This is a genomic window from Streptomyces novaecaesareae, assembly GCF_000716875.1.
Taxonomy (GTDB): domain Bacteria; phylum Actinomycetota; class Actinomycetes; order Streptomycetales; family Streptomycetaceae; genus Kitasatospora; species Kitasatospora novaecaesareae.
This window is the reverse complement of sequence record NZ_JNWQ01000080.1, coordinates 27049-48479: the sequence shown is the minus strand read 5'-3', so window position 1 is coordinate 48479 and position 21431 is coordinate 27049. Positions and strand designations below refer to the sequence as shown.

20 protein-coding genes and 2 pseudogenes are annotated in these 21431 nt (G+C 72.5%); 16 read left to right on the top strand and 6 right to left on the bottom strand.

Annotated features, from left to right (window positions below; translation table 11 throughout):
- Window positions 1-158: 158 nt before the first annotated feature.
- Window positions 159-2585 (bottom strand): tetratricopeptide repeat protein, encoded by a 2427-nt coding sequence (locus OP86_RS25920; RefSeq protein ID WP_030259411.1) that lies wholly within the window; start codon window positions 2583-2585, stop codon window positions 159-161.
- A gap of 86 nt (window positions 2586-2671) precedes the next feature.
- Entirely contained in the window at window positions 2672-4585 is a 1914-nt protein-coding gene (locus OP86_RS25915) for an ATP-binding protein (protein WP_051830637.1), read from the bottom strand.
- Between the two features lie 255 nt (window positions 4586-4840).
- Between OP86_RS25915 and OP86_RS25910 the strand changes: the two genes are divergently transcribed.
- Complete coding sequence (locus tag OP86_RS25910; protein WP_030061010.1) at window positions 4841-5164, top strand: hypothetical protein; 324 nt, start codon at window positions 4841-4843, stop codon at window positions 5162-5164.
- Between the two features lie 44 nt (window positions 5165-5208).
- Here the strand turns inward: OP86_RS25910 and OP86_RS25905 are convergent, their stop codons facing one another.
- Entirely contained in the window at window positions 5209-6393 is a 1185-nt protein-coding gene (locus OP86_RS25905; RefSeq protein ID WP_033333403.1) for a TetR/AcrR family transcriptional regulator, read from the bottom strand.
- 218 nt (window positions 6394-6611) lie between these two features.
- Between OP86_RS25905 and OP86_RS25900 the strand changes: the two are divergent.
- A pseudogene (locus tag OP86_RS25900) lies at window positions 6612-7760 on the top strand (acyl-CoA dehydrogenase family protein); the annotation flags it as partial.
- Between the two features lie 412 nt (window positions 7761-8172).
- Window positions 8173-8490: a cupin domain-containing protein gene (locus OP86_RS25895; protein WP_030061006.1), complete on the top strand. Its 318-nt coding sequence runs from the start codon at window positions 8173-8175 to the stop codon at window positions 8488-8490.
- Between the two features lie 53 nt (window positions 8491-8543).
- Here the strand turns inward: OP86_RS25895 and OP86_RS25890 are convergent, their stop codons facing one another.
- On the bottom strand, window positions 8544-9128 hold the full coding sequence (locus OP86_RS25890) for a TetR/AcrR family transcriptional regulator (protein WP_030061005.1): 585 nt from the start codon (window positions 9126-9128) through the stop codon (window positions 8544-8546).
- A gap of 122 nt (window positions 9129-9250) precedes the next feature.
- Between OP86_RS25890 and OP86_RS25885 the strand changes: the two genes are divergently transcribed.
- The 6 genes from OP86_RS25885 to OP86_RS25860 all read left to right on the top strand — a co-directional run bounded on the left by OP86_RS25885 (window position 9251) and on the right by OP86_RS25860 (window position 15038).
- A complete protein-coding gene (locus tag OP86_RS25885) occupies window positions 9251-10822 on the top strand; it encodes an MFS transporter (RefSeq protein WP_030061004.1) in 1572 nt (523 codons plus the stop codon).
- 209 nt (window positions 10823-11031) lie between these two features.
- Window positions 11032-11679, top strand: a complete 648-nt coding sequence (locus OP86_RS25880) for a class I SAM-dependent methyltransferase (protein WP_030061003.1) — start codon at window positions 11032-11034, stop codon at window positions 11677-11679.
- A 109-nt stretch (window positions 11680-11788) separates the two neighbouring features.
- A complete protein-coding gene (locus tag OP86_RS25875) occupies window positions 11789-12358 on the top strand; it encodes a methyltransferase family protein (protein ID WP_030259401.1) in 570 nt (189 codons plus the stop codon).
- Between the two features lie 226 nt (window positions 12359-12584).
- Window positions 12585-12866: a Sec-independent protein translocase subunit TatA gene (tatA, locus tag OP86_RS25870; RefSeq protein ID WP_030061002.1), complete on the top strand. Its 282-nt coding sequence runs from the start codon at window positions 12585-12587 to the stop codon at window positions 12864-12866.
- 147 nt (window positions 12867-13013) lie between these two features.
- Complete coding sequence (locus tag OP86_RS25865) at window positions 13014-14408, top strand: hypothetical protein (RefSeq protein WP_234435033.1); 1395 nt, start codon at window positions 13014-13016, stop codon at window positions 14406-14408.
- Window positions 14409-14513: 105 nt separating this feature from the next.
- Window positions 14514-15038: an ion channel gene (locus tag OP86_RS25860; protein ID WP_063832461.1), complete on the top strand. Its 525-nt coding sequence runs from the start codon at window positions 14514-14516 to the stop codon at window positions 15036-15038.
- 171 nt (window positions 15039-15209) lie between these two features.
- Here the strand turns inward: OP86_RS25860 and OP86_RS25855 are convergent, their stop codons facing one another.
- Window positions 15210-15455, bottom strand: coding sequence for a hypothetical protein (locus tag OP86_RS25855; RefSeq protein WP_030060999.1), 246 nt, complete (start codon window positions 15453-15455; stop codon window positions 15210-15212).
- Entirely contained in the window at window positions 15455-15820 is a 366-nt protein-coding gene (locus OP86_RS25850) for an ATP-binding protein (RefSeq protein WP_051830634.1), read from the bottom strand. Before OP86_RS25850 ends, OP86_RS25855 begins: the two co-directional genes overlap by 1 nt.
- A gap of 241 nt (window positions 15821-16061) precedes the next feature.
- Between OP86_RS25850 and OP86_RS39265 the strand changes: the two are divergent.
- From OP86_RS39265 to OP86_RS25820, 7 genes and pseudogenes are all read left to right on the top strand, one after another.
- A pseudogene (locus OP86_RS39265) lies at window positions 16062-16829 on the top strand (helix-turn-helix domain-containing protein); the annotation flags it as partial.
- A 482-nt stretch (window positions 16830-17311) separates the two neighbouring features.
- A complete protein-coding gene (locus OP86_RS38375; protein WP_051830630.1) occupies window positions 17312-17611 on the top strand; it encodes a Scr1 family TA system antitoxin-like transcriptional regulator in 300 nt (99 codons plus the stop codon).
- A 70-nt stretch (window positions 17612-17681) separates the two neighbouring features.
- Window positions 17682-18134, top strand: a complete 453-nt coding sequence (locus OP86_RS25835) for an NUDIX domain-containing protein (protein WP_030057137.1) — start codon at window positions 17682-17684, stop codon at window positions 18132-18134.
- A 213-nt stretch (window positions 18135-18347) separates the two neighbouring features.
- On the top strand, window positions 18348-19037 hold the full coding sequence (locus tag OP86_RS25830; protein WP_078589177.1) for a DUF6879 family protein: 690 nt from the start codon (window positions 18348-18350) through the stop codon (window positions 19035-19037).
- Window positions 19034-19876, top strand: a complete 843-nt coding sequence (locus OP86_RS25825; protein WP_030057139.1) for a helix-turn-helix domain-containing protein — start codon at window positions 19034-19036, stop codon at window positions 19874-19876. The genes OP86_RS25830 and OP86_RS25825 overlap by 4 nt, the downstream gene beginning before the upstream one ends.
- Window positions 19877-20023: 147 nt before the next feature.
- Window positions 20024-20182 (top strand): hypothetical protein, encoded by a 159-nt coding sequence (locus OP86_RS36900; RefSeq protein WP_157849841.1) that lies wholly within the window; start codon window positions 20024-20026, stop codon window positions 20180-20182.
- Between the two features lie 3 nt (window positions 20183-20185).
- Window positions 20186-21355, top strand: coding sequence for a methyltransferase domain-containing protein (locus OP86_RS25820; protein ID WP_030057140.1), 1170 nt, complete (start codon window positions 20186-20188; stop codon window positions 21353-21355).
- The last annotated feature ends 76 nt before the right edge of the window (window positions 21356-21431 follow it).

Sequence of the window (21431 nt, the reverse complement as noted above, 5' to 3'; positions counted from 1 at the left end):
GTGCGGGCACTCCCGGAGGTCGAGTCTTGGCAATGAAATGGTAAAGCATTGACAAAGACTCGGCCGGGGGTCGGATGGTTCCCGAACGCGCGCGGCCCCGGCGGGGCCCGGAAGGGGCGGCCCGCCGGGGCCGGAGGCTCGGAGAGTGTCGGAGGCGGTCAGAGGCCGTAGCGCTCGACGATCTCCTCGTGCCGGGCGAGGTCCGCGCCGGCCGCCTCGGCCAGGGCCGGCCAGGCGAGCGGGTGCGGCCAGCCGCTGGTCAGCCGGTGCAGCAGTGCGTCGGCTTCGGCGGCCGAGGCGGTCGGCGGCACCCCGAGGGCCGCGTAGATCCCGGGCAGCGTGTCGCCGTCCTCGGCCGGGTCGGTGATCCGGTACTGGTCCCCGCTGTACGCCCAGACCGCGTACCCGGCCTCCTGCAGCTCCTCGCGCAGGGTGCCCCACCGCTCGTCGCCGGGCCAGCCGCCGTCGATCCAGTAGGTGGTGTACCCCGCCGGGTCGAGCAGGGTGAGCATCTCGAACACCGGGCGCCAGTGCCGCTGCTCCTCCTCGGGGGCGTCCTCGGCCGGCGGGCGCTCCAGCAGGGCCGGGGCGAAGACCACCACGTCGCCGTGGTTGAGCGTCAGGTCGTCGCCGAGCACCGGCAGGATGCGGGCGGTGGCCGGGCCGGTCCGGACGGCGGGGAGGTCGGCCGTCGCGCCGTTGGTACGGGCGGCGCGGACGGTGATCAGCTGCCACTCCTCGTCCACCGGGCCCTCGGGCTCGTCGAACTCGATGCCGAGCAGCGTGCCGGCCGAGCGGACCGCGGCCCAGTCCCGGTTGGCGCTGGCCGCGGTGATCAGGTGCCAGAGGTCGGGCTCCTGGACCGTCCGGTGGCCGTCCTCCGAGCCGTCCTCGGCGGCGTCCTCGGAGGCGTCCTCGGAGGCCTCCTCAGCGGCGTCCTCGGAGCCGCCCTCCGGGCCGCCCCCGGCGGGCAGCGCGCGCTCCAGCAGCTCCTGGTAGAGCCGCTGGGCGGTGGCGTGGTCGCCCAGCTCGGTGGCGGCGCGGGCGGCGAGGCGGCGGGTGTTGAGCACCTCGTCGTCCAGCGCCAGGATCGCCTCGCACTGCTCCAGCGTCTCGGCCCAGCGGCCCTCGGCGGCGGCCCAGCGGGCGCGTATCCAGTGCGCGTCGGCCGGCGCGGTGGCGGCCGTCCGGTCGGCGAGGCGGCGTATGCCCTCGGCGTCCCGGGCCTCGATCAGCATCTCGCCGAGCGTGCCGGCCAGCTCCTGGTCCTCCGGGTCGGCCTCCAGCCGCTGCCACAGCAGGTCGGCGGCGGCCCGGGCGTGGCCGAGGCCGCCCAGCACGGTGGCCAGCAGCACCGCCAGCCCGGTGGCGCCGGCCTGCTCACCCCGGTACCGGTCCAGGGCGACGGAGAGCAGGTCGGCGCCGGTCTCGTAGGGCACCTGGACCTCGGCCAGGTGCGCCGCCAGCTCGCCCGGCGGGACGGGCAGCTCGGGCTCCGGCAGCGCCTCGGCGGCCGCGCGCAGGGCCGCGACCTCCTGTGACACGCCGTCGGTGCGACGCAACCGGGTGAGTTTACGCTCTCCCGTCGCGGCGAGCGTGAGCGCCACCGTGCGGGCGCCGCGGGCGAGCGCGAGCCGACCCGCCGCCAGCAGCAGGTCCACGCAGGGGCGGTGTGCACCGACGGTGTCCAGGTACCCGACCCAGCCGGCCAGGACGGCGCCCAGCTCGGCGTCGTTCTCCCAGGCGCCGGCCGCGACCAGCAGCTCGACCGTCTGCGTCCAGGTGGGCCGCAGGTCGGCGTGCTGCTCGGCCTCGGAGCGGGACGGGAGCAGGGCGAGCGACTCCTCCGTCCGACCGAGCGCGGCGAGCGCGCGGGCCCGCAGCAGGGCGCCCCAGCGCTGGTCACGCTCGTCCAGCTGGTGGCCCTGCGCCTGTTCGGCCCGCTCGGCCGTCTCCAGCAGCTCCAGCACCTCCTCGTGCCGGCCCAGCAGGTGCAGGGTGCCGGCCCGGGCCTGGTGGAAGCGGAGCGAGACCCGCTGGCCCGCCGTCCGCATCCGGTTGGCGGCCGTGTCGAGGTGGTCGAGCGCCTCGGCCGGGCGGCCGTCGTCCTCCAGGGCGTCGGAGTACTCGCGGGAGAGGCAGTCGTAGCAGGCGCGGCCCGGATCGATCCGGTCGAGTGTCTCGCCGACCACCTCCAGCCGCTCGGCCACGTACCCGGGCCCGTCGACCCGGGCGTGGCAGATCGCGAAGTCCTGCACCACGCAGACGGACTGCGGGCAGCCGGCCGTCTCCTCCCGGTGGGCGAACTCCAGCAGGTCGACCACCTCGGACATCACCGCCTCGCCCTGCTGGCGCTTGTTCAGCAGGTTCTGCATCCGCCAGTGCCGCAGGTAGACCTCGACCCAGGGCAGGCCGAGCGAGCGCGCGGCGGCGACCGCCTCCGGGTAGAGCGCGTCCAGCTGCTCGTTGTGCCCCTCGGTGGCGTGCTCGGGCAGCTCGATGATGGCGTCGGCCAGCCGGTGGTGCCCGGACTCGACCAGCTGACGGTGCGCGTCGCGCACCCAGGCCCAGATGTCGGTGGTCATGCTTGGTGTTCCCCCTGCGTCGTGCTGATGAGTTGTCTATCGCGGACCACTGACAATCCGTCCGTCACGCTTCGTCCGTCACGCCTCTACGCCTCGCCCGAGAGGAAGCCGGGGCTGTCCGGGACGTCCGGCAGGCCGGCCGGCACGGCGGCGGTCAGCGCGGAGACCGCGGTGCCGACGCCGGACAGCGCGGCGGTGAGGTCGCCCTCGGCGGGGCCGGACGAGGCCGCCGCCATGATCACCTTGAGCGAGCGGAGCAGCCCGGCCGCGGTGGCGCTGCCGGTGTGCCCGGTGCGGTAGGCGGTGAGCAGGTCCTGGACCGCCGGGCAGGCCAGGTTGAGGTAGAGCCGGGCCTTGACCTCGCCGTCGGTGCGGGCGGTGAAGGCGCGGGCCAGCCGCAGCGCGGCGGAGGGGATCCGGGCGTCCGCCTGGTCGTCCTCGATCCGGGCCTTCAGCTCGGCCTCGCGGTCCGGGACCAGCACCAGCGGCAGGCCGGGCGGGTCGAAGCGGGCCGGGACGAGCTGCTCGCCCGGGTCGGCCAGGGCGCCGGCCAGCCAGGCCGACTCCTCCTGCGGCAGCGGGCGCTCCGGGTCGCGGAACAGCTCGCGGTTGCCCTGCTCGCTGCCCAGCTCGACCAGCCGGCAGCCGCGCAGCTGGGCGTAGCGGCGCAGGAAGGGCAGGACGGCGTAGCGGTCGCCGCGCGCGATCGGCACCCGCATCGCCCGGTACAGCATCTCCTCGAAGCCGCCGCCGCTGCCGAGCGCGACATGCACCGCTCCCCCGCCGGCGGCGCGCAGGGCACCGGCGGTGAGGTCGCCCTGCGAGGTGGGCACCGGGACGTCGTCGGCGAGCAGGGTGAACAGCCGGTCGTCGCAGAGCGCGGCGCCGAGCAGGTCCTGGCCGTGCCGGGTGAGGATGCGGCGCCAGGCGGCGGGCCGCAGCCGGGCCGTCTCGTACAGGCCGTCCACGATGGCGTCGGTGAGGGCCTTCTGCAGCGCGCGGTAGTGCTCGTCGCGCTGGAGGTCCTCGCGGCTGGCGGTGGGGGTGAGCCGGCTGGACTCGACCACGCCGCCGATGAACCCGGCCCAGCCGGGCAGCAGGTCGCGGGCGTCCTCGGCGAGCAGCATGCCGCGCAGGTAGACGGCGAGGTCGCGGTTGTCGCTGCTGCCGTAGGTGCCGCCGTCCTGGACCCAGAGCAGGCCGATCGCGTCGGTGGCGCCGTCGACCGGGTGGACCGGGAAGGCGGTGAGCGGCTCGAAGCGGCGGCCGAAGGCGGTGGCGAAGCGCATCCGGGCGGCGTGCTGGTCGCCCTCCACCTGCTGGCGCCAGGGGACTTCGACGGAGTTGACCGGCTGCTCGTCCTCGCCGACGTAGACCGGGATGGGCAGCAGCACGCAGTACCGGCCGAGGACGTCGCGCAGGTTGTCCTCGTCGGCGAGGTGGGAGTGCTCGGCCTTGAGCGCCAGCTCGACCACGGTGCCCGGGCGGGGCCGGGCGGGCACCGGCTCGACCCGGTACTGCTCGCCGCCGCGGCTGCGGTAGCGGTGGCCGAGCTGCGGCTCGCGGTGCGAGGTGGTGGTGACGGTGACCTCGTCGGAGACCGAGAAGGCGGAGAGGAAGCCCAGCCCGAAGGCGCCGATCAGCTCCTGGTTGCCGGTGAGTTCGCGCAGCATGCGGGTGTAGCCGGTGCCGACGGTGGCGAGGTAGGAGTGGATCTCGGGCTCGGTGAGGCCGGCTCCGGTGTCCTCGATGGAGACCGTCCGGCGGGCGGCGTCGGCGCGTACCCGGATCTGCGGGCGGTGGTCGCCGTCCGGGTCCTCCAGGAGCCGGCGGGTGTGCGAGTCGTGCGCGTTCTGGACCAGTTCGCGCAGGGCGACCAGCGGGGTGGAGTAGAGGTGGGTGGCGAGGACGTTCACCAGGCCGCCGAGATCGACCTCGGTCGTCCGAAGCTCCTCGGCGGGGGTGGGCTCGGGCTGGACGGGCTGGACACCTTCAGACATGGGTCCTCAGTGTGCCAGTGCGACAATCCGTCGACCATTTCTTTCTTTCCGGGCCCCTCCGGGCGGATTGACGATATGACGGAATACGGTCAATTCGGAATTGACCGGGCCCCCACCATCGAAGGAACTGCCACCCATTCGGTGGAGTTCGTCCACACCGCTGGTGAATGCTGGACGGGCGACGTCAGGCAACGGCGCTGCGGAGCGGCCACTCCGCTCGCGCCACCATTCGCCCTTCCAGCCAGGGAGACCAGCGTGTCCCGTATTCGCGCAGCCGCCGCCGTCACCGCCCTCGGCGCGTTCCTCCTCGTCGGCATCGGTGCCGCCGCCGCGCACGCCGACAACGGCGCCGGCGCGATCGACCACTCCAACGGCAGCGTCGTGAGCAACGTCGGCTCCGGAAACGTCATCGGCAACGTCCACGGCAACGTCGTCAACACCCAGCAGACGGCCACCGGTTCGGGCGCGAGCAACCAGAACAACGGCCTCGCCGTGACCGGCAACGGCGGGAACATCGGCGCCCTGCAGGGCAACGGCAACGTCGACGCCCGGGTGTACTACCCGCACGTCCTCTACTAGGCCGCAGCCCCGCAGCCGGGCCGGGTGCCCGGCCCGGCCGTTCCTCAGGACAGCCCCAGGACGGCCCGGCCGAGGCGCAGCAGACACTCCCCGAGGTCCGGCCGGGTGCTGTGCGGACGGTTCCGCACCCCGTCGTTGACCACTGCGAACAGCGCGTGCACCCGGATCCGGGCGGCCGCCGCGTCGTACTCCGGACGCACCTGCCGCAGCAGGCCGACCCAGGTCCGCAGGAAGTCCCGCCGGAAGTCCACCGCGGCCCGGCGGTCGGGCGGGGCCAGCCGCTCCGTCTCGCTGAGCATCGCGCCCAGGTAGTCGCCGTTGCGCAGCGCGAAGCCGACGTACGCGCCCAGCCCGGCCGCCAGAGCCGCCTCCGGGCCGTCGGCGGCCGCGATCGCGCCGTCCACCTCGTGCCACAGGCGCTCGCGGCTGCGCACCAGCGAGGCGGCGAGCAGCTGGGCCTTGCTGTCGAAGTGCCGGTACACGCTCGGGCCGGATATCCCGACGGCGGCGCCGAGTTGGTCGGTGCTGACGTTGTCGAAGCCACGCTGGTGGAACAGCCGGACGGCCGCCGCGAGCAACTCCTCCCGGCGCGCCTGCGGCCTGGGTTCCGGCGCGGGTTCCGGCGCGGCTACGGATGTGGGGCCGGATGTGGGACCGGATGTGGGACCGGCCGCCGTACCGGACAGCGGGACGGCGAGGACGACCGCGACCAGCTCGCGCAGCAGCGCCTCGGCCCGGCGGGGCTGCGGCGCGGCCGACTGGTAGGAGAGCCCGGCGCAGGCCGAGAGCGCCGACCAGCAGAGCAACTCGGCCTCCTCGGCGGAGAGTTCGGGGCGCTCGGCGCGCAGTACGGCGGCCATCAGGGCGACGTCCGCGCGCAGTTCGCGGCGCAGGGCGGCCCGCCGGGCCGGCGGCAGCAGCCGGGCGTCGCGCTGCACCAGGGTGCCGAGCGGGCGGTGCCCGACCGCGACGGCGGCCAGTGCGGCGCCGACCTGCCCGGTGGTACCGGCCGCGCGCAGGCCCTCGGCGAGCGCGTCCAGCCCCACCCGGACGGCGCGGTCGAGCAGTTCGGGCTTGCCGCGGAAGTGCCGGTAGAGCGCCGGAGCGGTGATGCCGACCCCGGCGGCGACCTCGGACATCGAGACCTGGTGGTAGCCGCTGCGGTGGAAGCGCTCGGCGGCGACCGCGAGGATCTGGGCGCGCCTCCCGGGCGGCCGTCGGACCACCATGGCGCGCCTCCCCGTCGTCTTCCCGGACCCTCCCGGGGCACTCCCGGGGCACTCCCGGAAGGCTAGCAAGGATTCACTTGTCCCCCTGGCCGACCTTGACCCGTACGCCCGTCGACTCTGGACAGCCGAAGCTACCCGGGATTAACTTGTCGGGCCACCACCTGGCCCGTTCCGCCCCGCCGGCAGCTCCGGCCGGCACCGTCGAAGGGAGCGCCGCCGTGCGCCGCACCGTGTTCAACGAGGACCACGAGGCCTTCCGGGAGACCATCCGGGACTTCATCGCCAACGAGGTCGTCCCGGTCTACGAGAGCTGGGAGGCCGAAGGCCACCCGCCCCGCGACTTCTACCGGCAGCTCGGCGAACTCGGCATCTACGGCATCGAGGTGCCGGAGGAGTACGGCGGCGCGGGCGAGAGCGGTTTCAAGTACCAGGCGGTGATCGCCGAGGAGACCGCCCGGGCGGGCGTGAGCTTCGGCTCCTCCGGCGTGCACACCGGGCTGGTGCTGCCGTACCTGCTGGAGTACGCGAACGAGGAGCAGAAGCGCCGCTGGCTGCCCGGCTTCGTCTCCGGCGACATCATGACCGCGATCGCGATGACCGAGCCGGGCGCCGGCTCCGACCTCGCGGGCATCACCACCACCGCGCGGCTCTCCGAGGACGGCACCCACTACGTCCTGAACGGCGCCAAGACCTTCATCACCGGCGGTGTCCTGGCCGATCTCGTCCTGGTGGTCTGCCGCACCGCGCGGTACGACCCGGAGAACCGCCGGGCCGGCCTGTCCATCCTCTGCGTGGACACCGCCTCCGAGGGCTACACCGTCGGCCGCAAGCTGCAGAAGATCGGCCTGCGCACCTCGGACACCGCCGAGTTGGCGTTCAGCGACGTCAAGGTGCCGGTGGAGAACCTGCTCGGCGAGGAGGGCCTGGCCTTCACCTACCTGACCCACAACCTGGTGCAGGAACGGCTGGCCATCGCCGTCGGCGCGTACGCGGCGGCCGCGGCGGCGGTGCGGTTCGCGGTGCAGTACGTCAAGGAGCGCAAGGTGTTCGGCAAGGCGGTGGCCGAGTTCCAGAACACCAAGTTCACCCTGGCCGACTGCGAGGCCCAGGTGGTGGCGCAGCAGTCGATGGTGGACCGCGCGCTGGAGCTGTACCAGAGCGGCGAACTGACCGTCGCCGACGCGGCCGCGGCGAAGCTCTTCTGCACCGAGTCGGCCTCCACCGTGATCGACAAGTGCCTCCAGCTGCACGGTGGTTACGGCTACATCCTGGAGTACCCGATCGCCCGGCTCTACACCGACAACCGGGTGTTCCGGAGGGCTGCCCCCACGGCGGCCCGCCGCGCCGTACGGGCAGGCTCAGTTGGGCGAGCCGTGCTGGGCGCGCCAGGCGTCCCAGCCGGCCGAGGACGCCACCCTCGCGTCGTGCAGGGCCCGCTGGGCGAGCGCGGTCGGCGGGGTCTCCAGGCTGCGCACCCAGCTGCGGCCGGCGGTGAACAGCGCGGCGCACACCATCGCCGCACCGGCCGCGCCGAGCAGCGAGCCGACGCCGGTGAGCACCACGCCGCCGGCCAGCAGTGAGCGGTTGACCTGAAGCCCGTTGAAGATCTGGTTGGTCGCCATGCCTCCACGATGCGGGCAGTCGGCGGGGCCTGCACCTCGGACTGCTCGGGTCGGGCCGCTCGCGCTCCCCCTTCCGGGTGCGGGAGGTCGGGCTGCTCCGGGTGCGGCGGGCCGGGGCGTCCGCGACCCTGGGCACACGGAGTGAGGAGGCGGCGCGATGCCCGATCTCGAACAGCTCGCCGTGGAACAGGCCGCCCGGGCGGCCGAGAGCCCGCACGGGCGCAGCGCCCATCTGGTGCTGCACGACGGCGTCCTGCGGCAGACCGTGATCGCGCTGACTGCTGGGACGGCGCTGGACGAGCACAACCCGCCGGCCGCGGGGAGCGTCCAGGTGCTGCGCGGCCGGGTCTCGCTGACCATCGCCGGCCGACGGCTGGAGCTGCCGGCCGGCCGGCTGGAGCCCGTCCCGCAGGAGCGGCACGGGCTGCTGGCGCACGTGGACTCGGTGGTGCTGCTGACGGCCGTCACGACCTGACGGCCGGGGCCGGGCCGGCCCGGGTGGGGCTGGGCCGGGTGAGGCCGATCCGGTCAGCCCGGGTTGAGCACGCTGTCGCTGACCAGCCGCAGCCCGCGCAGGAAGTCCAGCCCGCTGGGCGCGAGTTCGGGCGCGGCCAGCCACTGGGCGGCGTAACCGGCCAGCAGGGTCTGGTAGAAGGCGCCGCGGACGAGCTCCTCCTCGGTGTCCGGCACCTCGGGCAGCCCCTGGAACAGTGCGGAGAGGCCGAGTCGGCCCTCCTTCTGCGCCCCCGCGAAGGCCTCCGCCAGTTCGGGGGCGTACCCGGCCTGGGCGAGTGCCTCGAACTGGGCCGCCCAGAGCCCGCGGTGCTCGACGAAGACGTCCCGCAGGCCGTTCCAGACGGCCGCGAACCGCACCTCCGGATCCTCCGACACCTGGGTGGCGGCGTACACGACCGCGCCCAGGGCCTCTGCCATCTCGCCGATCGCCTCGATCATCGCCGCGTTGAGCAGCGCGTCCTTCGAGCCGAAGTGGTAGCCGATCGCGGCCAGGCTGACACCGGAGGCGGTCGCGATGTCGCGGGCGGTGGTGCGCCCGTAGCCCTTCTCGTACAGGCAGCGCTTGGCGCCGGCCATCAGGTCTTCGCGGTTTCCCATGCCCCGATCCTACGGGTGCTCTGCACAGATGTCTTGCACGTTCGTCTGACACGAAAGTCTTGCACGCTCGATTTACACAAACGTACTAGACAAGCGTCTGACACGTCCGTACTGTCTTCCCCATGACCGCAACCACCGGCCGCGCAGGCCGTCGCGAATGGATCGGCCTGGCCGTCCTCCTGCTCCCGACTCTCGTCCTCACCATGGACATGGGCGTGCTCTTCTTCGCCGTCCCGTACATCTCCACCACGCTGGCGCCCAGCGGCACCCAGCAGCTGTGGATCATGGACATGTACTCGTTCCTGCTGGCCGGGCTGCTCATCACGATGGGCTCGCTGGGCGACCGGATCGGCCGCCGCCGGCTGCTGATGATCGGCGCCACCGGCTTCATCGGCGCCTCGCTGCTGGCCGCCTGGTCGCACGACGCCGACCAGCTGATCGCCGCCCGGGCCCTGCTCGGCGCCGCCGGGGCCACCGTGATGCCCTCGACCCTCGCGCTGATCCGCAACATGTTCCACGACCCCAAGCAGCGGCAGGTCGCCCTCGGCGCCTGGGGCGGCGTCCTCACCGCCGGAGCCACCCTCGGCCCGGTCGCCGGCGGCCTCCTCCTCGACCACTTCTGGTGGGGCTCGGCCTTCCTGCCCGCCGTCCCGGTGATGGCCCTGGTGCTGCTGGCCGCGCCCGCCCTGCTCCCCGAGTACCGCTCCAGCGCCCGCGCCGCCCGCACCGGCCGCTTCGACCTGCTCGGCGCCGCGCTCTCGCTGACCGCGATCCTGCCGCTCGTCTACGGGGTCAAGACCCTCGCCGTCGAGGGCTGGAGCCTGCTGCCCGCGCTCGCCCTCCCGACCGGCCTGCTGCTCGCCGCCGCCTTCGTGTGGCGCCAGCGCACCGCCGCCGACCCGCTGCTCGACCTGAGCCTGTTCCGGATCCGCACCTTCAGCGGCGCGATCAGCGTCAACACCATCGCGATGTTCGCGATGATGGGCTTCTCCCTCTTCACCTCGCAGTACCTCCAGCTGGTCAAGGGCATGAGCCCGCTGACCGCCTCGCTCTGGTCGCTGGCGCCCAGCGTGGGCGTCGGCGCGGCCGTCGGGATCAGCTCGGCGCTGGCCGGCAAGGTCCGCCCGGCGGTGCTGATGGGCGGCGGGTTCCTGGTCGGCGCCGCGGGCTTCGCGGCGATGACCCAGGTCGGCCCGCACTCCCCGCTGGCGCTCATCCTCACCGCGGCGGGCGTGCTGGCCGCCGGGACCGTCGGCACCATGACGATGACCGCCGAGATGGTCGTCTCCGCCGCCCCCGTCGAGCAGGCCGGCGCCGCCTCCGCCACCTCGGAGACCGCCGTCGAGCTCGGCAGCTCGCTCGGCATCGCCCTGCTCGGCGCGGCCGGCGCCGCGGTCTACCGCCACCAGCTGGACGGCTCCCTCCCGGCGGGCGTCCAGGGCGAAGCCGCCCGGACCGCCCAGGACACCCTCGGCGGTGCGGTCAACGTCGCCGCCCACCTGCCCGGCCGGCTCGGCACCGACCTGCTGGAGACCGCCCGCACCGCCTTCACCGACGGCCTGCACGTCGCCGCCGGGGTCGGCATGGCCTTCGCCCTCGGTGCCGCGCTCCTGGCCTACCGCCTGATGCGCCACCTCCCGGCCGCCGCACCCGCCCAGGCCCCGGCCGCCGAGCCCGAGGCCGTCACCGCCTGACCCACCCCGGCCCCACCGGCCCGGTCCACGCGAGTCATCGAGAGCCCCCGCCCACCCCGGGCGGGGGCTCTGTGCCGTTCGCGGACGAGCGTGCGGCGGCCGTGCGGCGGGCGTACAGCGGGCGTGCGGCGGCGGCACGGCGGCCGTGCGGCGGCCGGGCCCCGGAAAAGCGGGGTGCCCGGGCGGGCCCGCGTGCCAGGGTGGGCGGCATGACTGCTGATCATGCGCGGGTGCGGGGGAGTTACGACGCGGTGGCGGAGGAGTACCTGGGGCGGATCGGGGGTGAGCTGGCCTTCAAGGTGGTGGACCGGGCGCTGCTGGGGGTGGTCGTGGAGGAGGCGGCCGGCGGGGTGGTGGCGGACCTGGGGTGCGGGCCCGGGCACGTGGCGGGCTGGCTGGCCGACCGCGGGGCCGAGGTGGTGGGGATCGACCTGTCGCCACGGATGGTCGAGCTGGCCCGGCGCGAGCAGCCGCGAGCCGCGTTCCGCACCGGCGACCTGCTGGCGCTGCCCGCCGCCGACGGGGAGTTCGCGGCCGCCGTGGCCCTGTACTCGGTGATCCACCTGGAGCCGGCGGAGCTGGCGCCCGCGTTCGCCGAGATGCTGCGGGTGCTGCGGCCCGGCGGGGTGCTGCTGGTCTCCTTCCACCTGGGCAGCGAGGTGCGGCGGATGGAGGAGTGGTGGGGCCATGCGGTCGACGTGGACTTCCACTTCCTGGAGACCGGGGCCGTCGCCGCGCTCCTGGCCGGGGCCGGGTTCGCCGTCGAGGTGCGGCTGGAGCGGGAGGGCCTGCCCGAGGAGGCCCCCACCCGGCGCGGCTACCTGCTGGCGCGACGCCCGGCGCGGCGCCCGGCGTGAGCGTCCACCCGGGGGTGGACGGCGGCGCATCCACCCCCGGGCGCATGCGCCGGCGGGCCCCCGGGAGGACCGTGGAGGGGTCGTCCCTCCGACCGCCGGGAGCCGCCGTATGTCCCTGCCCACCCTCCTCTCCCTCCTCGGCGTCCTGTGCTGGGCCGCCTACGAGCTGCTGCTGCGCCGCCGCGAGGACGCCGCCGCCGGCAGCTGGCACGCGGACCGGCGCGACCGCGGCTCGACCAGGCTGCTGCTCGGCTGCTACCTGGCCTCGGTGCTGGTCGTGGTGCTGTTCGGCCGTGCGCCGATCGGCGAACTGCCCGACCGGGCGCGCTGGTTCGGGGTCGCGCTGGTGGCCGCCGGGCTGGCCCTGCGGGCCTGGGGCATGCGCACCCTGGGCGCGTACTACACCCGGACGCTGCGCACCGTGGGCGCCCAGCACGTCGTCCGCACCGGCCCGTACCGGCTGATCCGCCACCCCGGCTACGCCGGCAGCCTGCTGGTCTGGATCGGCTACGCCCTCGGCACCGGCAGCTGGGCGGCCGCCCTGGTGGTCGCGGTGCTGCTGCTCGCCGCGTACGGCTGGCGGATCGCCGCCGAGGAGCGGCTGCTGCTGGACTCGCTGGGGAGTGAGTACGCGCAGTACCGCCTGGCGTCGAAGCGGCTGGTGCCGTTCGTCTACTGATCACACCCGGGCGGGCCGCGGGTGGACTGCGCGGCCCGCCCGGCGCCTGCCCGGCGCCTGCCCGCTGCCCGCCCGCCCTCGACCCCGCGCTCCGCTCGGAGCGGCACCTGGTTTTTGGCCAGCGTTTCCCGGCCGGTGTATCCGTACGCCGTGAGGGCCAGGCATACTGGCCAGCACGGGCGCTAGCCCGCCATGACTCTAGACAAGAAGGGACCGGTGGCCAGGGATGCTGCGGAACGGTCTTGAGCCCTGGCACATCTTCGTGGTGCTGGCGGTCGTCATCCTGCTGTTCGGTTCGAAGAAGCTGCCGGAGATGGCGCGCGGCCTCGGCAAGTCGATGCGCATCCTGAAGGCCGAGACCAAGGCCATGCGCGAGGACGAGACCCCGGCGGACGCCGGCACCGCGCAGAGCACCGCCGCTCCCCAGCAGGGCGCCGAGCGCCCGGCCGTCACGCCGACCAACGTGACCAAGGCCACCGAGACCACGCGGCCCGAGACGACCGCCTGATCTCTCCCGTTCTGTCGGAAAGCCCCCGGTGAGCCCACCGGGGGCTTTCCGCCGTCCGGGGCCGCTCCGCGTGAGGGCCGCCGGCTGGCCGTCCGATCTGATCCGTTATCTCCTGGGATGCACCCACCGGAGGAACGGAGTCGCGGCATGCCGACCGACGAGCCCCGCGACGGACGGACCGACGGTCCGGACGACGTGCCCGACGACGTGCCCGACGACGTGCCCGACGACGAACGGGCCGACGAGCTGGCCGAACTACGGGCCCGGCTGGGCGCCGTCGAGGCCCAGGAGGCGCAGCTCGCCCGGCGGTTGGCGGACGGTCCGGCCGAACACCCGCAGCGCCACCGGGCACGCTCCTTCCTCGCCGCTCTCCTGATCCTGCTGGCCTTCGTCCTGACCCCGCTGGGCGCCGTCTCGGTCTGGGCGAAGTCGCAGATCAGCGACACCGACCGGTACGTCGCCACGATGGCCCCACTGGCCAAGGACCCGGCGATCCAGGCCGCCGTCACCGACCGGGTGACCGACGAGATCATGAAGCAGCTCCCCGTCGACTCCCTGCTCGCCGACGTCGCCCCCGACGACCGCCCGAAGCTCGGCGCCCTGCTGAACGGCATCAGCCACGCCCTCACCAGCGGAATCACCGGCTTCGTCCACTCCCAGGTCCAGCGGGTGGTGCAGAGCGACGCCTTCGCCACCATCTGGACGGGCGTCAACCGGGACGCCCACGCCGCGATCGACAAGATGCTCACCGGGCAGGGCGGCGGCGCCGTGGAGATCAAGAACGACACCGTGGTGCTCGACCTCGCCCCGCTGATCGCCCGGGTGAAGACCGCGCTGGTCGACAACGGGCTCCCGCTGGCCTCGAAGATCCCGGAGATCCACACCTCGTACACGCTGGTGCAGTCCGACGCCATCCCCAAGGCCCGCACCGGCCTGCGGGTACTGGACCTGGCCGGCTTCTGGGTGCCGGTGCTGGCAGTGGCCTGCGCGCTCGGCGGGGTGCTGCTGGCGGCGCGGCGGCGCCGGGCGGTGGTCACGGCCGCACTGGCCATGGCCGGTGGGGCCCTGCTGCTGGGCATCGGGCTGAGCGTGTTCCGGGCGATCTACCTGGACAAGCTCCCGGCCGGGGTGAACCAGGCGGCCGCCCAGGCGGTGTACGACACCCTGGTGCGGTACCTGCGCTCGGCCGTCCGGGTGGTGGTCGCGCTCGGCCTGCTGGTCGCCCTCGGCGCCTGGATCAGCGGCGGCGGGCGGTGGGCGCGCACCATCCGGCGCGGCTGGCACGCCGGGCTCGGCTCGGTACGGCGGGTGGCCGGCCGGGCCGGGCTGCGGCTCGGGCCGGTCGGGCGCTTCGTCCACCGCTGGAAGACGGCGCTGGGCTGGACGGCGGTCGCGGGCGCGGCACTGGCCTTCGTGCTCTGGAGCTACCCGACGGTCCTGGTGACGCTCTGTCTGGCGCTCGGGCTGGTAGCCGTCCTGGCGGTGCTGGAGCTGCTGGACGAGCCCGGGCGGTCGGGGCGGCGCGCCTCCTCCTCCGGATGAATCCGAGGGCTTCTCGCGGCCCGTCGGGCAGGAAGCCACCCGGCAGTCGCCTGATCGGAGCAGGCGGGCGGGCGCCGGGGAGTTCGGTGAATGAGGCTGGGCGGGATGTCCGAGACCCCTCCGCCGCCGCCCGCCGACCTCAAGGCCTGGTCCTGGCTGCTGGCCGCGTTCACGCTGCTGATGGTCGGGTACTTCACGCTGCCGCTGACGTGGTTCGGTGACCGCCGGCCGGTGCTGAGCTGGTTCGTCTTCGGCGGGGCGCTCGCCGGGATGTCCTGGCTGATGCTGGCCAAGATCGTCGGGGTGATGCGGGGGACGGCCAAGCAGCCGGTGCTCTGGCTGGTGTTCCTGATCGCGCTGGCGCTGACCATCTTCGCGGCGACGTACTACGTGCTGGGCTCGCACAAGGCGGAGTTCGCCGGGCTGGAGACCCGGCTGGACGCGCTGTACTTCACGGTCGTCACGATGGCGACGGTCGGGTACGGGGACATCACGCCGGCGGGGCAGACGGCGCGGCTCGTGGTGGTGCTGCAGATCGGGTACAACTTCGTGTTCCTGGCGGCGGCGGCCGGAACGGCGTCCCGGGCGGCCCGCAGCAATGTGGAACGGCGGATCCGGGGGAAGGACTGACCGGCACGGCGGGCCTGTGCACGCGACCCGCCGCGCATACCGGTCGGTCGTCAGCCGTCCTCGCCGGACGGCGGGGCGGCGGGGCCGCGCGGAGGGCGGTGACGACGCCCAGGGCGACGGTGGAGATCGCGAGGGCGAGGAGGACGGCGAAGGCCGTCGCGATCAGGAGCCTCACCAGGTCTTGCGTTCGGCGTCGAGGAGGAGGGTGAGGAGGTTGAGCAGGGTCGAGGCCGGAGCCGTGTTGAAGCGGACGAGGACGCGGCCGTCGAGGGTCCTGTCGGTACCGGCGGACGGCCAGATCAGGCCGAACTTACGACCGCGCTCGTCGACTTCGGCGAGGAGCGCGCGGATGTGGGCGTCGGTGTAGTGCCGGATCCGGGGGTCGGTCGGCAGCATCGGGTGGCGGGGGGCGGCCATCAGGCGGCGTCCTTCTCGCACTCGAACCAGACAGACTTGCCGCGCTCCTGCGGGTCGACGCCCCACCGCCGGGTGAGGCTCGCGACGAGTTGGAGGCCCCGGCCGGACTCGGCGAGGAGGGAGAGGGGGGCCTGGTCGGGGAGGACGGGGCTCTCGTCGGAGACGGAGACCCGGAGGACCGCGTTGAGGAAGAGGATCTGGACGATCGGCGCGGGGGTACGGCCGTGCCGCCACGCGTTCACGAGCAGCTCGCCGAGGGCGAGTTCGGCGTCGAAGGTGGCGGAGGGCGGCCAGCCGGCGCGGATCATCGCGTCGCGGAGGGACTGGCGGGTGAGGGCGAAGGAAGGCGTGTTGAGGTGACGCATGGGACTTCTCCCGAGGCGTGAGTGAGGGAAGAACCGGCGGATACGTCGCCGTGAACCAGGCCAGGCACGAGGGCATGGCTGCTCTGCGGTGCGACGGATAGGCGTTACTGACGATCCGTCGGATCGATGTGACATCGACCATAGCGCAGCATGACTTCAATTGTAGGCACTCTCGCCGCAGGTTCCCCCTTCCGTGCGAAGCGCGGCAGACTGGTCCCACGCGCCCCACCGAGAGGACACCATGCCGCTACGCCGCGAACCGACCTTGCGCCAGCGCCGGCTGGGAGCCGAGATGCGACGGATGCGCGAGCAGGCCGGCCTCGGAGGCAGCCAGCTGGCTCGCGAGCTCGGCCTGGCGCCAACTCAGGTAACACAGATGGAGAATGGGAAGATCGGCGTGAGCGCCGAACGCCTGCGCACGGTCGCCGCAGCCTGCAGCTGCTCCAACACTCCCCTCATCGAAGCCCTCGCAGAGATGGCTGCCGAGCGAAGGAAGGGCTGGTGGGAGAAGTACCGGGGGACCCTGTCCACCGACTTCCTGGAGATCGCCGAGCTTGAAGCGAACGCACACAGGATCTCGACCTGGGCCACGGCCTACCTCCCAGGGCTACAGCAGACCGAGGCCTACGCGTCTGCAGTATTCTCCCGATTCGCTCCCTTCATCCCCAGCCATGACCTCGATGCCAGAACCACCTTCCGCATGCAACGGAAGGAGGCTGTCCGTCATCGCGGAGTGCCCTATGCGTCCTTCATCCACGAAGCCGCACTGCGAATGCAGTTCGGAGGTCCTCGGGTTCTTGCCGATCAACTTGACCATCTCATCGATGACTCGCTGGCAGGCCGGATCTCAGTCCGCGTAGTGCCCTTCGACCTCGACACCTTCCCGGGCTGCGGGGAAAACATCATGTTCGTCGAGGGCCCTGTGCCTGAGCTCGCCACCCTCCAGATGGATACTGTGGCCGGGTGCATGTTCTTCGATGCGCAGGCGAGCCTGGGCCGGCACCGGAGCGTCTTCGAGCACCTGGACTCATCCGCCCTCGCCGAAGCTGAGTCGCGGGAGTTCATTCGATCGATCGGGGATGAAATGCGAGGCAAGTATGCGAGTCCGACGAAGGCCACCTCATCCTCCGCACCACCCCCGCCACCTTCGCCACCCTCCTCCACGCCCTCAAAACCGGCGAGTTCGACCACCACGCCTAGCCGTTCCGGCCCCTCGCGCGACGGAGCGCGAGGGGCCGCACCACCCAACTCGCGGAGGCCAAGATGCCCCGTTCCGCCTGGCAAAAGGCGAGTCCGACGAAGGCCACCTCATCCTCCGCACCACCCCCGCCACCTTCGCCACCCTCCTCCACGCCCTCAAAACCGGCGAGTTCGACCACCACGCCTGACCCGGCCCACCACACAGGAAGTCGGCCCGCCCGACTTCCCACGCAACCACCCCTCCCACTCCGTCGGCCCCTTGCTCCGCGCAAGGGGCCGACGGAACAGGCCATGGCCGTGCAGCTCGACCGGCTGGCCTCCGTCTCACGCTTGCCGAACGTTCGGCTGGGAGTCATCCCGATGGCCGGCCACATGCCATGGGCTCCGCTCAACGTCTTCACGGTCTACGATTCCGCCCTGGCCACCGTGGAAGTCTCCACGGGCGCGCTCGTGTTCCGCGACCCGCGCGATTTCCAGGAATACCTGGACGAGTTTCGAACCTTTGAAGGATATTCCCTCTGGGGCGATGAGGCCCGCGCCAAGCTGAGCGCGTGGGCGGACCGCTTTCGGAGCATACTGCGAGATCTCTAGTCGATATCAGGAATACCGTTGGGCAATTGTTCGAAATTGCCCTAATCTCCCCTACACGAAGGGCTGAACCATGAAGAAGATCGTCGCGAAGCTCTGGCGGATCATCCGTGGTCCGATGCAATGGCGCGTGCTGTGGCTGTGGCACTCGAAGTTCATGGTCGGCGTGACGGGCATCGTCCGCGACCAGGACGGTCGGGTGCTGCTGCTGAAGCACCGCATGTGGCCGGAGGGCCGACAGTGGGGTCTGCCGACCGGCTATGCGAACGCGGGCGAGAGCTTCGAAGACACGATCGTGCGTGAAGTCCGGGAGGAGACCGGACTCACGGTGAAGGTGTGCGAGTTGGCGCACCTGAAGAGCGGTTACAAGCTTCGCGTCGAAGTCGCCTACGAGGCCCTGTACGTCAGCGGGCAGATCGAGGCGGCCTCGTTCGAAGTCCTGGAGGCTCGATGGTTCTCACCGGACGAGCTCCCCGAGGGGGTGCAGGACTCGCACCGGCTGCTGATCAGTCGTCGGCGGTCCTGACCTTCCCTGGTTCCTGCGCAGGGATAGCGTCTTCCGCATCACATCCCGCGCCCTGCTTCCGGAGAATATTCGAGAATCGACGCTCACTCCGCGTGGCTCTCCGGCCATTCTGAGTCAGCCAGACCGACTGTGAGGGGAGCGGCAGTGAGCCGACGACTGCGATTCATCGGAAGCAACTCGGGGCACAACGGATGCCCGACGCTCTACGAAGACATGGAGACCGGCGAGGTCATCGTGCAGGGCGATGTCGTGACCGACCCTGCCGAGATCGCCCAGCTCCGCAACATCAAGCCCGGCGAGGGGTTCGTGACCGTGCCGCGCGTGCTGCTCGCCGACTTCGCGCCGCGCGACATGGACCGGGAGCGCATGATGATCAGCTTCGACGAGTTCGACGAGATGTTCGTGAGTTTCGAGCACACGGCCTTCCGGCTGGAGACCCGCCGCCGGTACCTCTCCGACGAACAGAGCGAAACCTACCGCCGGTTCGTCGCCGGGCTGGATCCCGAATGGGACCTGGACCACCCCTGGTGCCGCTCGCGGCGCGAACAGTCGGCCCTGGGCAAGCGGTTCGAGCGGGTTCGGATCATGGACAACCCGCCCACCATGGGGCAGCGGTACCTGCTCAACAACTCCGTGCGGAACGGCCTGGTCGGCGAGGACATCCGGTACCTCTGGCGTGCCGACGCCGACCGCCTCGCTCTTGCCGCCGAGGACGCCTGGCTGTTCGACTCCCAGGTCATCGCCCTGCTGCACTTCGACGCCGACGCCGACGACGACCTGACCGAGATCGAACTGATCACCGACCCGGTGCAGGTGGCGCGCGCCTGCCAAGTCCGTGACGCCGCCTGGCACTACGCCACCCCGCACCGCGAGTTCGGCGCTGGGGTACCGTCCGACATGTGAGCACCGACTTCCAGCAAGCCAGGATCGCCCTCGGCCTGCGGCTCCGTGAGCTGCGCGCCGAGGGCGGTCTCACAGGTCGGCAACTGGCCGACCGACTGGGCTGGACGCAGTCCAAGGTCAGCAAGCTGGAGACCGGCCGGCAGACGGCCACCCACGACGACCTCAAGGCCTGGGCCGAAGGTGTCGGACAGCCCCGCGCGGCAGCCGAACTGGCAGCCAGGCTAAGGGCCTTCGAGTCCGGAACCCGCTCGTGGCGGCGGCAGTTGGCCGCCGGGCACAAGCCGGTACAGGACACGCTGACCGCCGAGAACGACCGCTCAACTGTCATGCGCGCTTGGGAAGGCGCCATGATCGTCGGCATGCTCCAGACGGCCGACTACGCTCGTCACATCTTCAACGCGTACGTCGGCCTCCACCAGTCGCCTCGCGACATCGAGGATGCCGTCCGAGCCCGCATCCAGCGGCAGGAAAGCCTGTACCGCCCCGGCCGGAAGTGCCACATCGTCATGTGGGAACCGGCTCTGCGTGCGCGGCTCTGCCCACCCGCCGTGATGGCCGCGCAGCTCGACCGGCTCAGTGGTGTGATCGGGCTGGACACCGTCTCGCTGGGCATCGTCCCGTTCGAGGCCTCCCTGACTCTCCCGCCCGCCAACGGCTTCTGGATCCACGACGAGCGGCTCGTCATCGTCGAGGACTGGCACGCCGAACTCTGGCTCGACCAGCCGGAGAACGTGGCGCTGTACCTGCGCGTGTGGGAGACCCTGGCCGGCGCGGCCGTCTACGGCGCGGATGCCCACAAGGTCATCACCCGCTGCCGCCGGGCTCTCGGGGACGTCTGAGGAATCCCCGCGAACCCCACGCGCGGCGGCTCGAATAGTCGAGAATCACGCGCTCGCCCTCGAAGCTCGCACACCTAGCGTTCTGGCTGGCACCCGTGACCAGCACGGGAGTTGTAGGCAGTCCGACCGACAGCGAAGGGGACACACATGCCCATGTTCGACGGTGGCAAGCACGGTGGCGGCCAGGGGGACGGCAAGGGCGGCAGCCAGCAGGACGACAGCAGCAGCGGCAACAAGCACGGTGGCGGCGGCAGCGACGAGGGCGGGAACACCTCGGACGGCAGTGGCCCGGCGTCCGGCAGCTGACGGGTGAGCGAGCAGCACGTGGCGGAGGCCGGTCGGACCCGGCTGGCCTCCGCGCTCATCGCGAACGGGTCCCTCTCCTCGGACTGGCTGTCGACCTACCACGCCGTCCCGCGCCACTGGTTCGTCCCTGATCTGATCTGGCCGGGGCAGGGGGACGGCGTGCGCCAGGGCGACGCCGTGAACCGGCACGCCGACCCGGTCACCTGGTGGAACGCCGTCTACACCGACGCACCCCTCACGACCCAGTGGGACGACGGCGACCACACCGGGGACGGCCGGGGCACCGTTCCCACCTCCTCCAACTCCATGCCGACCATGGTGTTCTCCATGCTCGGAGCCCTGGACGTGGCGGACGGCGACCGGGCGCTGGAGATCGGCACCGGCACGGGGTGGAACGCGGCTCTCCTCTCCCACCGCTTGGGCGCCGGGAGCGTCGCCACGGTCGAGGTGGACGAGGCCAGCGCGGCCGAGGCACGGTTCCGGCTCGCCCGCGCCGGGTACGCACCGCAGCTGGTGGTCGGCGACGGGTCGAAGGGCTTCGCCGCCGGTGCGCCGTTCGACCGCGTGATCGCCACCTGCTCGGTGCGCCGGGTGCCGTACGCCTGGGTGGAGCAGGCCCGCCCCGGTGGGGTGATCGTCGCGCCGTGGGCGCCCGAGTACGGCGGGGAAGCCGTGGTTCGGCTCACGGTCGGCGAGGACGGCACCGCGAGCGGCCGGTTCGTCGGGTCGTCCGCGTTCATGCGACTGCGGCAGCAGCGCACGTCCCGGCCCGGCAGCCTGGAGTACCTGTCCGACCCGTGGCCGGCGGACGGGGCGAGGTCGTCGACGTCCTTGTCCCCGGAGGACGTCGGCGGGTGGCTGGCCATGTTCGCCATCGGCGTGCAGGTGCCCGAGGCCTTCCCACTGGTCGAGCGGTATGCCGACGGCACGTACACGCTGTGGCTGCACGACACCGCCGTCACGTCCTGGGCCACGGTCGAGTGGGAGCCTGACCGGACCGCCTACGAGGTGGTGCAGTCCGGCCGCCGCCGCCTCTGGGACGAGGTGGCGGCGGCGTGGCACTGGTGGGACAGCCGGGGGCGCCCCGGCTTCGACCGGTTCGGGCTCACCATCACACCGGGCGGCCAGATGGTCTGGCTGGACAGCCCGGACAACCCGGTACCCCAGTCATAACCCCCCTGCGCAGGAAGTCAGCCGGGCCGACTTCCTGCGCAGTCAGCTCCGGCTTGTGTCGATGACGCAGAAGCGG

Excerpts from the sequence above, each read along its gene's own strand:
- OP86_RS25920 (WP_030259411.1), bottom strand. The coding sequence starts at position 2,585 with ATGACCACCGACATCTGGGCCTGGGTGCGCGACGCGCACCGTCAGCTG.
- OP86_RS25915 (WP_051830637.1), bottom strand. The coding sequence starts at position 4,585 with ATGTCTGAAGGTGTCCAGCCCGTCCAGCCCGAGCCCACCCCCGCCGAG.
- OP86_RS25905 (WP_033333403.1), bottom strand. The coding sequence starts at position 6,393 with ATGGTGGTCCGACGGCCGCCCGGGAGGCGCGCCCAGATCCTCGCGGTC.
- OP86_RS25895 (WP_030061006.1), top strand. The coding sequence starts at position 8,173 with ATGCCCGATCTCGAACAGCTCGCCGTGGAACAGGCCGCCCGGGCGGCC.
- OP86_RS25890 (WP_030061005.1), bottom strand. The coding sequence starts at position 9,128 with ATGGGAAACCGCGAAGACCTGATGGCCGGCGCCAAGCGCTGCCTGTAC.
- OP86_RS25885 (WP_030061004.1), top strand. The coding sequence starts at position 9,251 with ATGACCGCAACCACCGGCCGCGCAGGCCGTCGCGAATGGATCGGCCTG.
- OP86_RS25880 (WP_030061003.1), top strand. The coding sequence starts at position 11,032 with ATGACTGCTGATCATGCGCGGGTGCGGGGGAGTTACGACGCGGTGGCG.
- OP86_RS25875 (WP_030259401.1), top strand. The coding sequence starts at position 11,789 with ATGTCCCTGCCCACCCTCCTCTCCCTCCTCGGCGTCCTGTGCTGGGCC.
- tatA (WP_030061002.1), top strand. The coding sequence starts at position 12,585 with ATGCTGCGGAACGGTCTTGAGCCCTGGCACATCTTCGTGGTGCTGGCG.
- OP86_RS25865 (WP_234435033.1), top strand. The coding sequence starts at position 13,014 with ATGCCGACCGACGAGCCCCGCGACGGACGGACCGACGGTCCGGACGAC.
- OP86_RS25860 (WP_063832461.1), top strand. The coding sequence starts at position 14,514 with ATGTCCGAGACCCCTCCGCCGCCGCCCGCCGACCTCAAGGCCTGGTCC.
- OP86_RS25855 (WP_030060999.1), bottom strand. The coding sequence starts at position 15,455 with ATGGCCGCCCCCCGCCACCCGATGCTGCCGACCGACCCCCGGATCCGG.
- OP86_RS25850 (WP_051830634.1), bottom strand. The coding sequence starts at position 15,820 with ATGCGTCACCTCAACACGCCTTCCTTCGCCCTCACCCGCCAGTCCCTC.
- OP86_RS38375 (WP_051830630.1), top strand. The coding sequence starts at position 17,312 with ATGGCCGTGCAGCTCGACCGGCTGGCCTCCGTCTCACGCTTGCCGAAC.
- OP86_RS25835 (WP_030057137.1), top strand. The coding sequence starts at position 17,682 with ATGAAGAAGATCGTCGCGAAGCTCTGGCGGATCATCCGTGGTCCGATG.
- OP86_RS25830 (WP_078589177.1), top strand. The coding sequence starts at position 18,348 with ATGGAGACCGGCGAGGTCATCGTGCAGGGCGATGTCGTGACCGACCCT.
- OP86_RS36900 (WP_157849841.1), top strand. The coding sequence starts at position 20,024 with ATGCCCATGTTCGACGGTGGCAAGCACGGTGGCGGCCAGGGGGACGGC.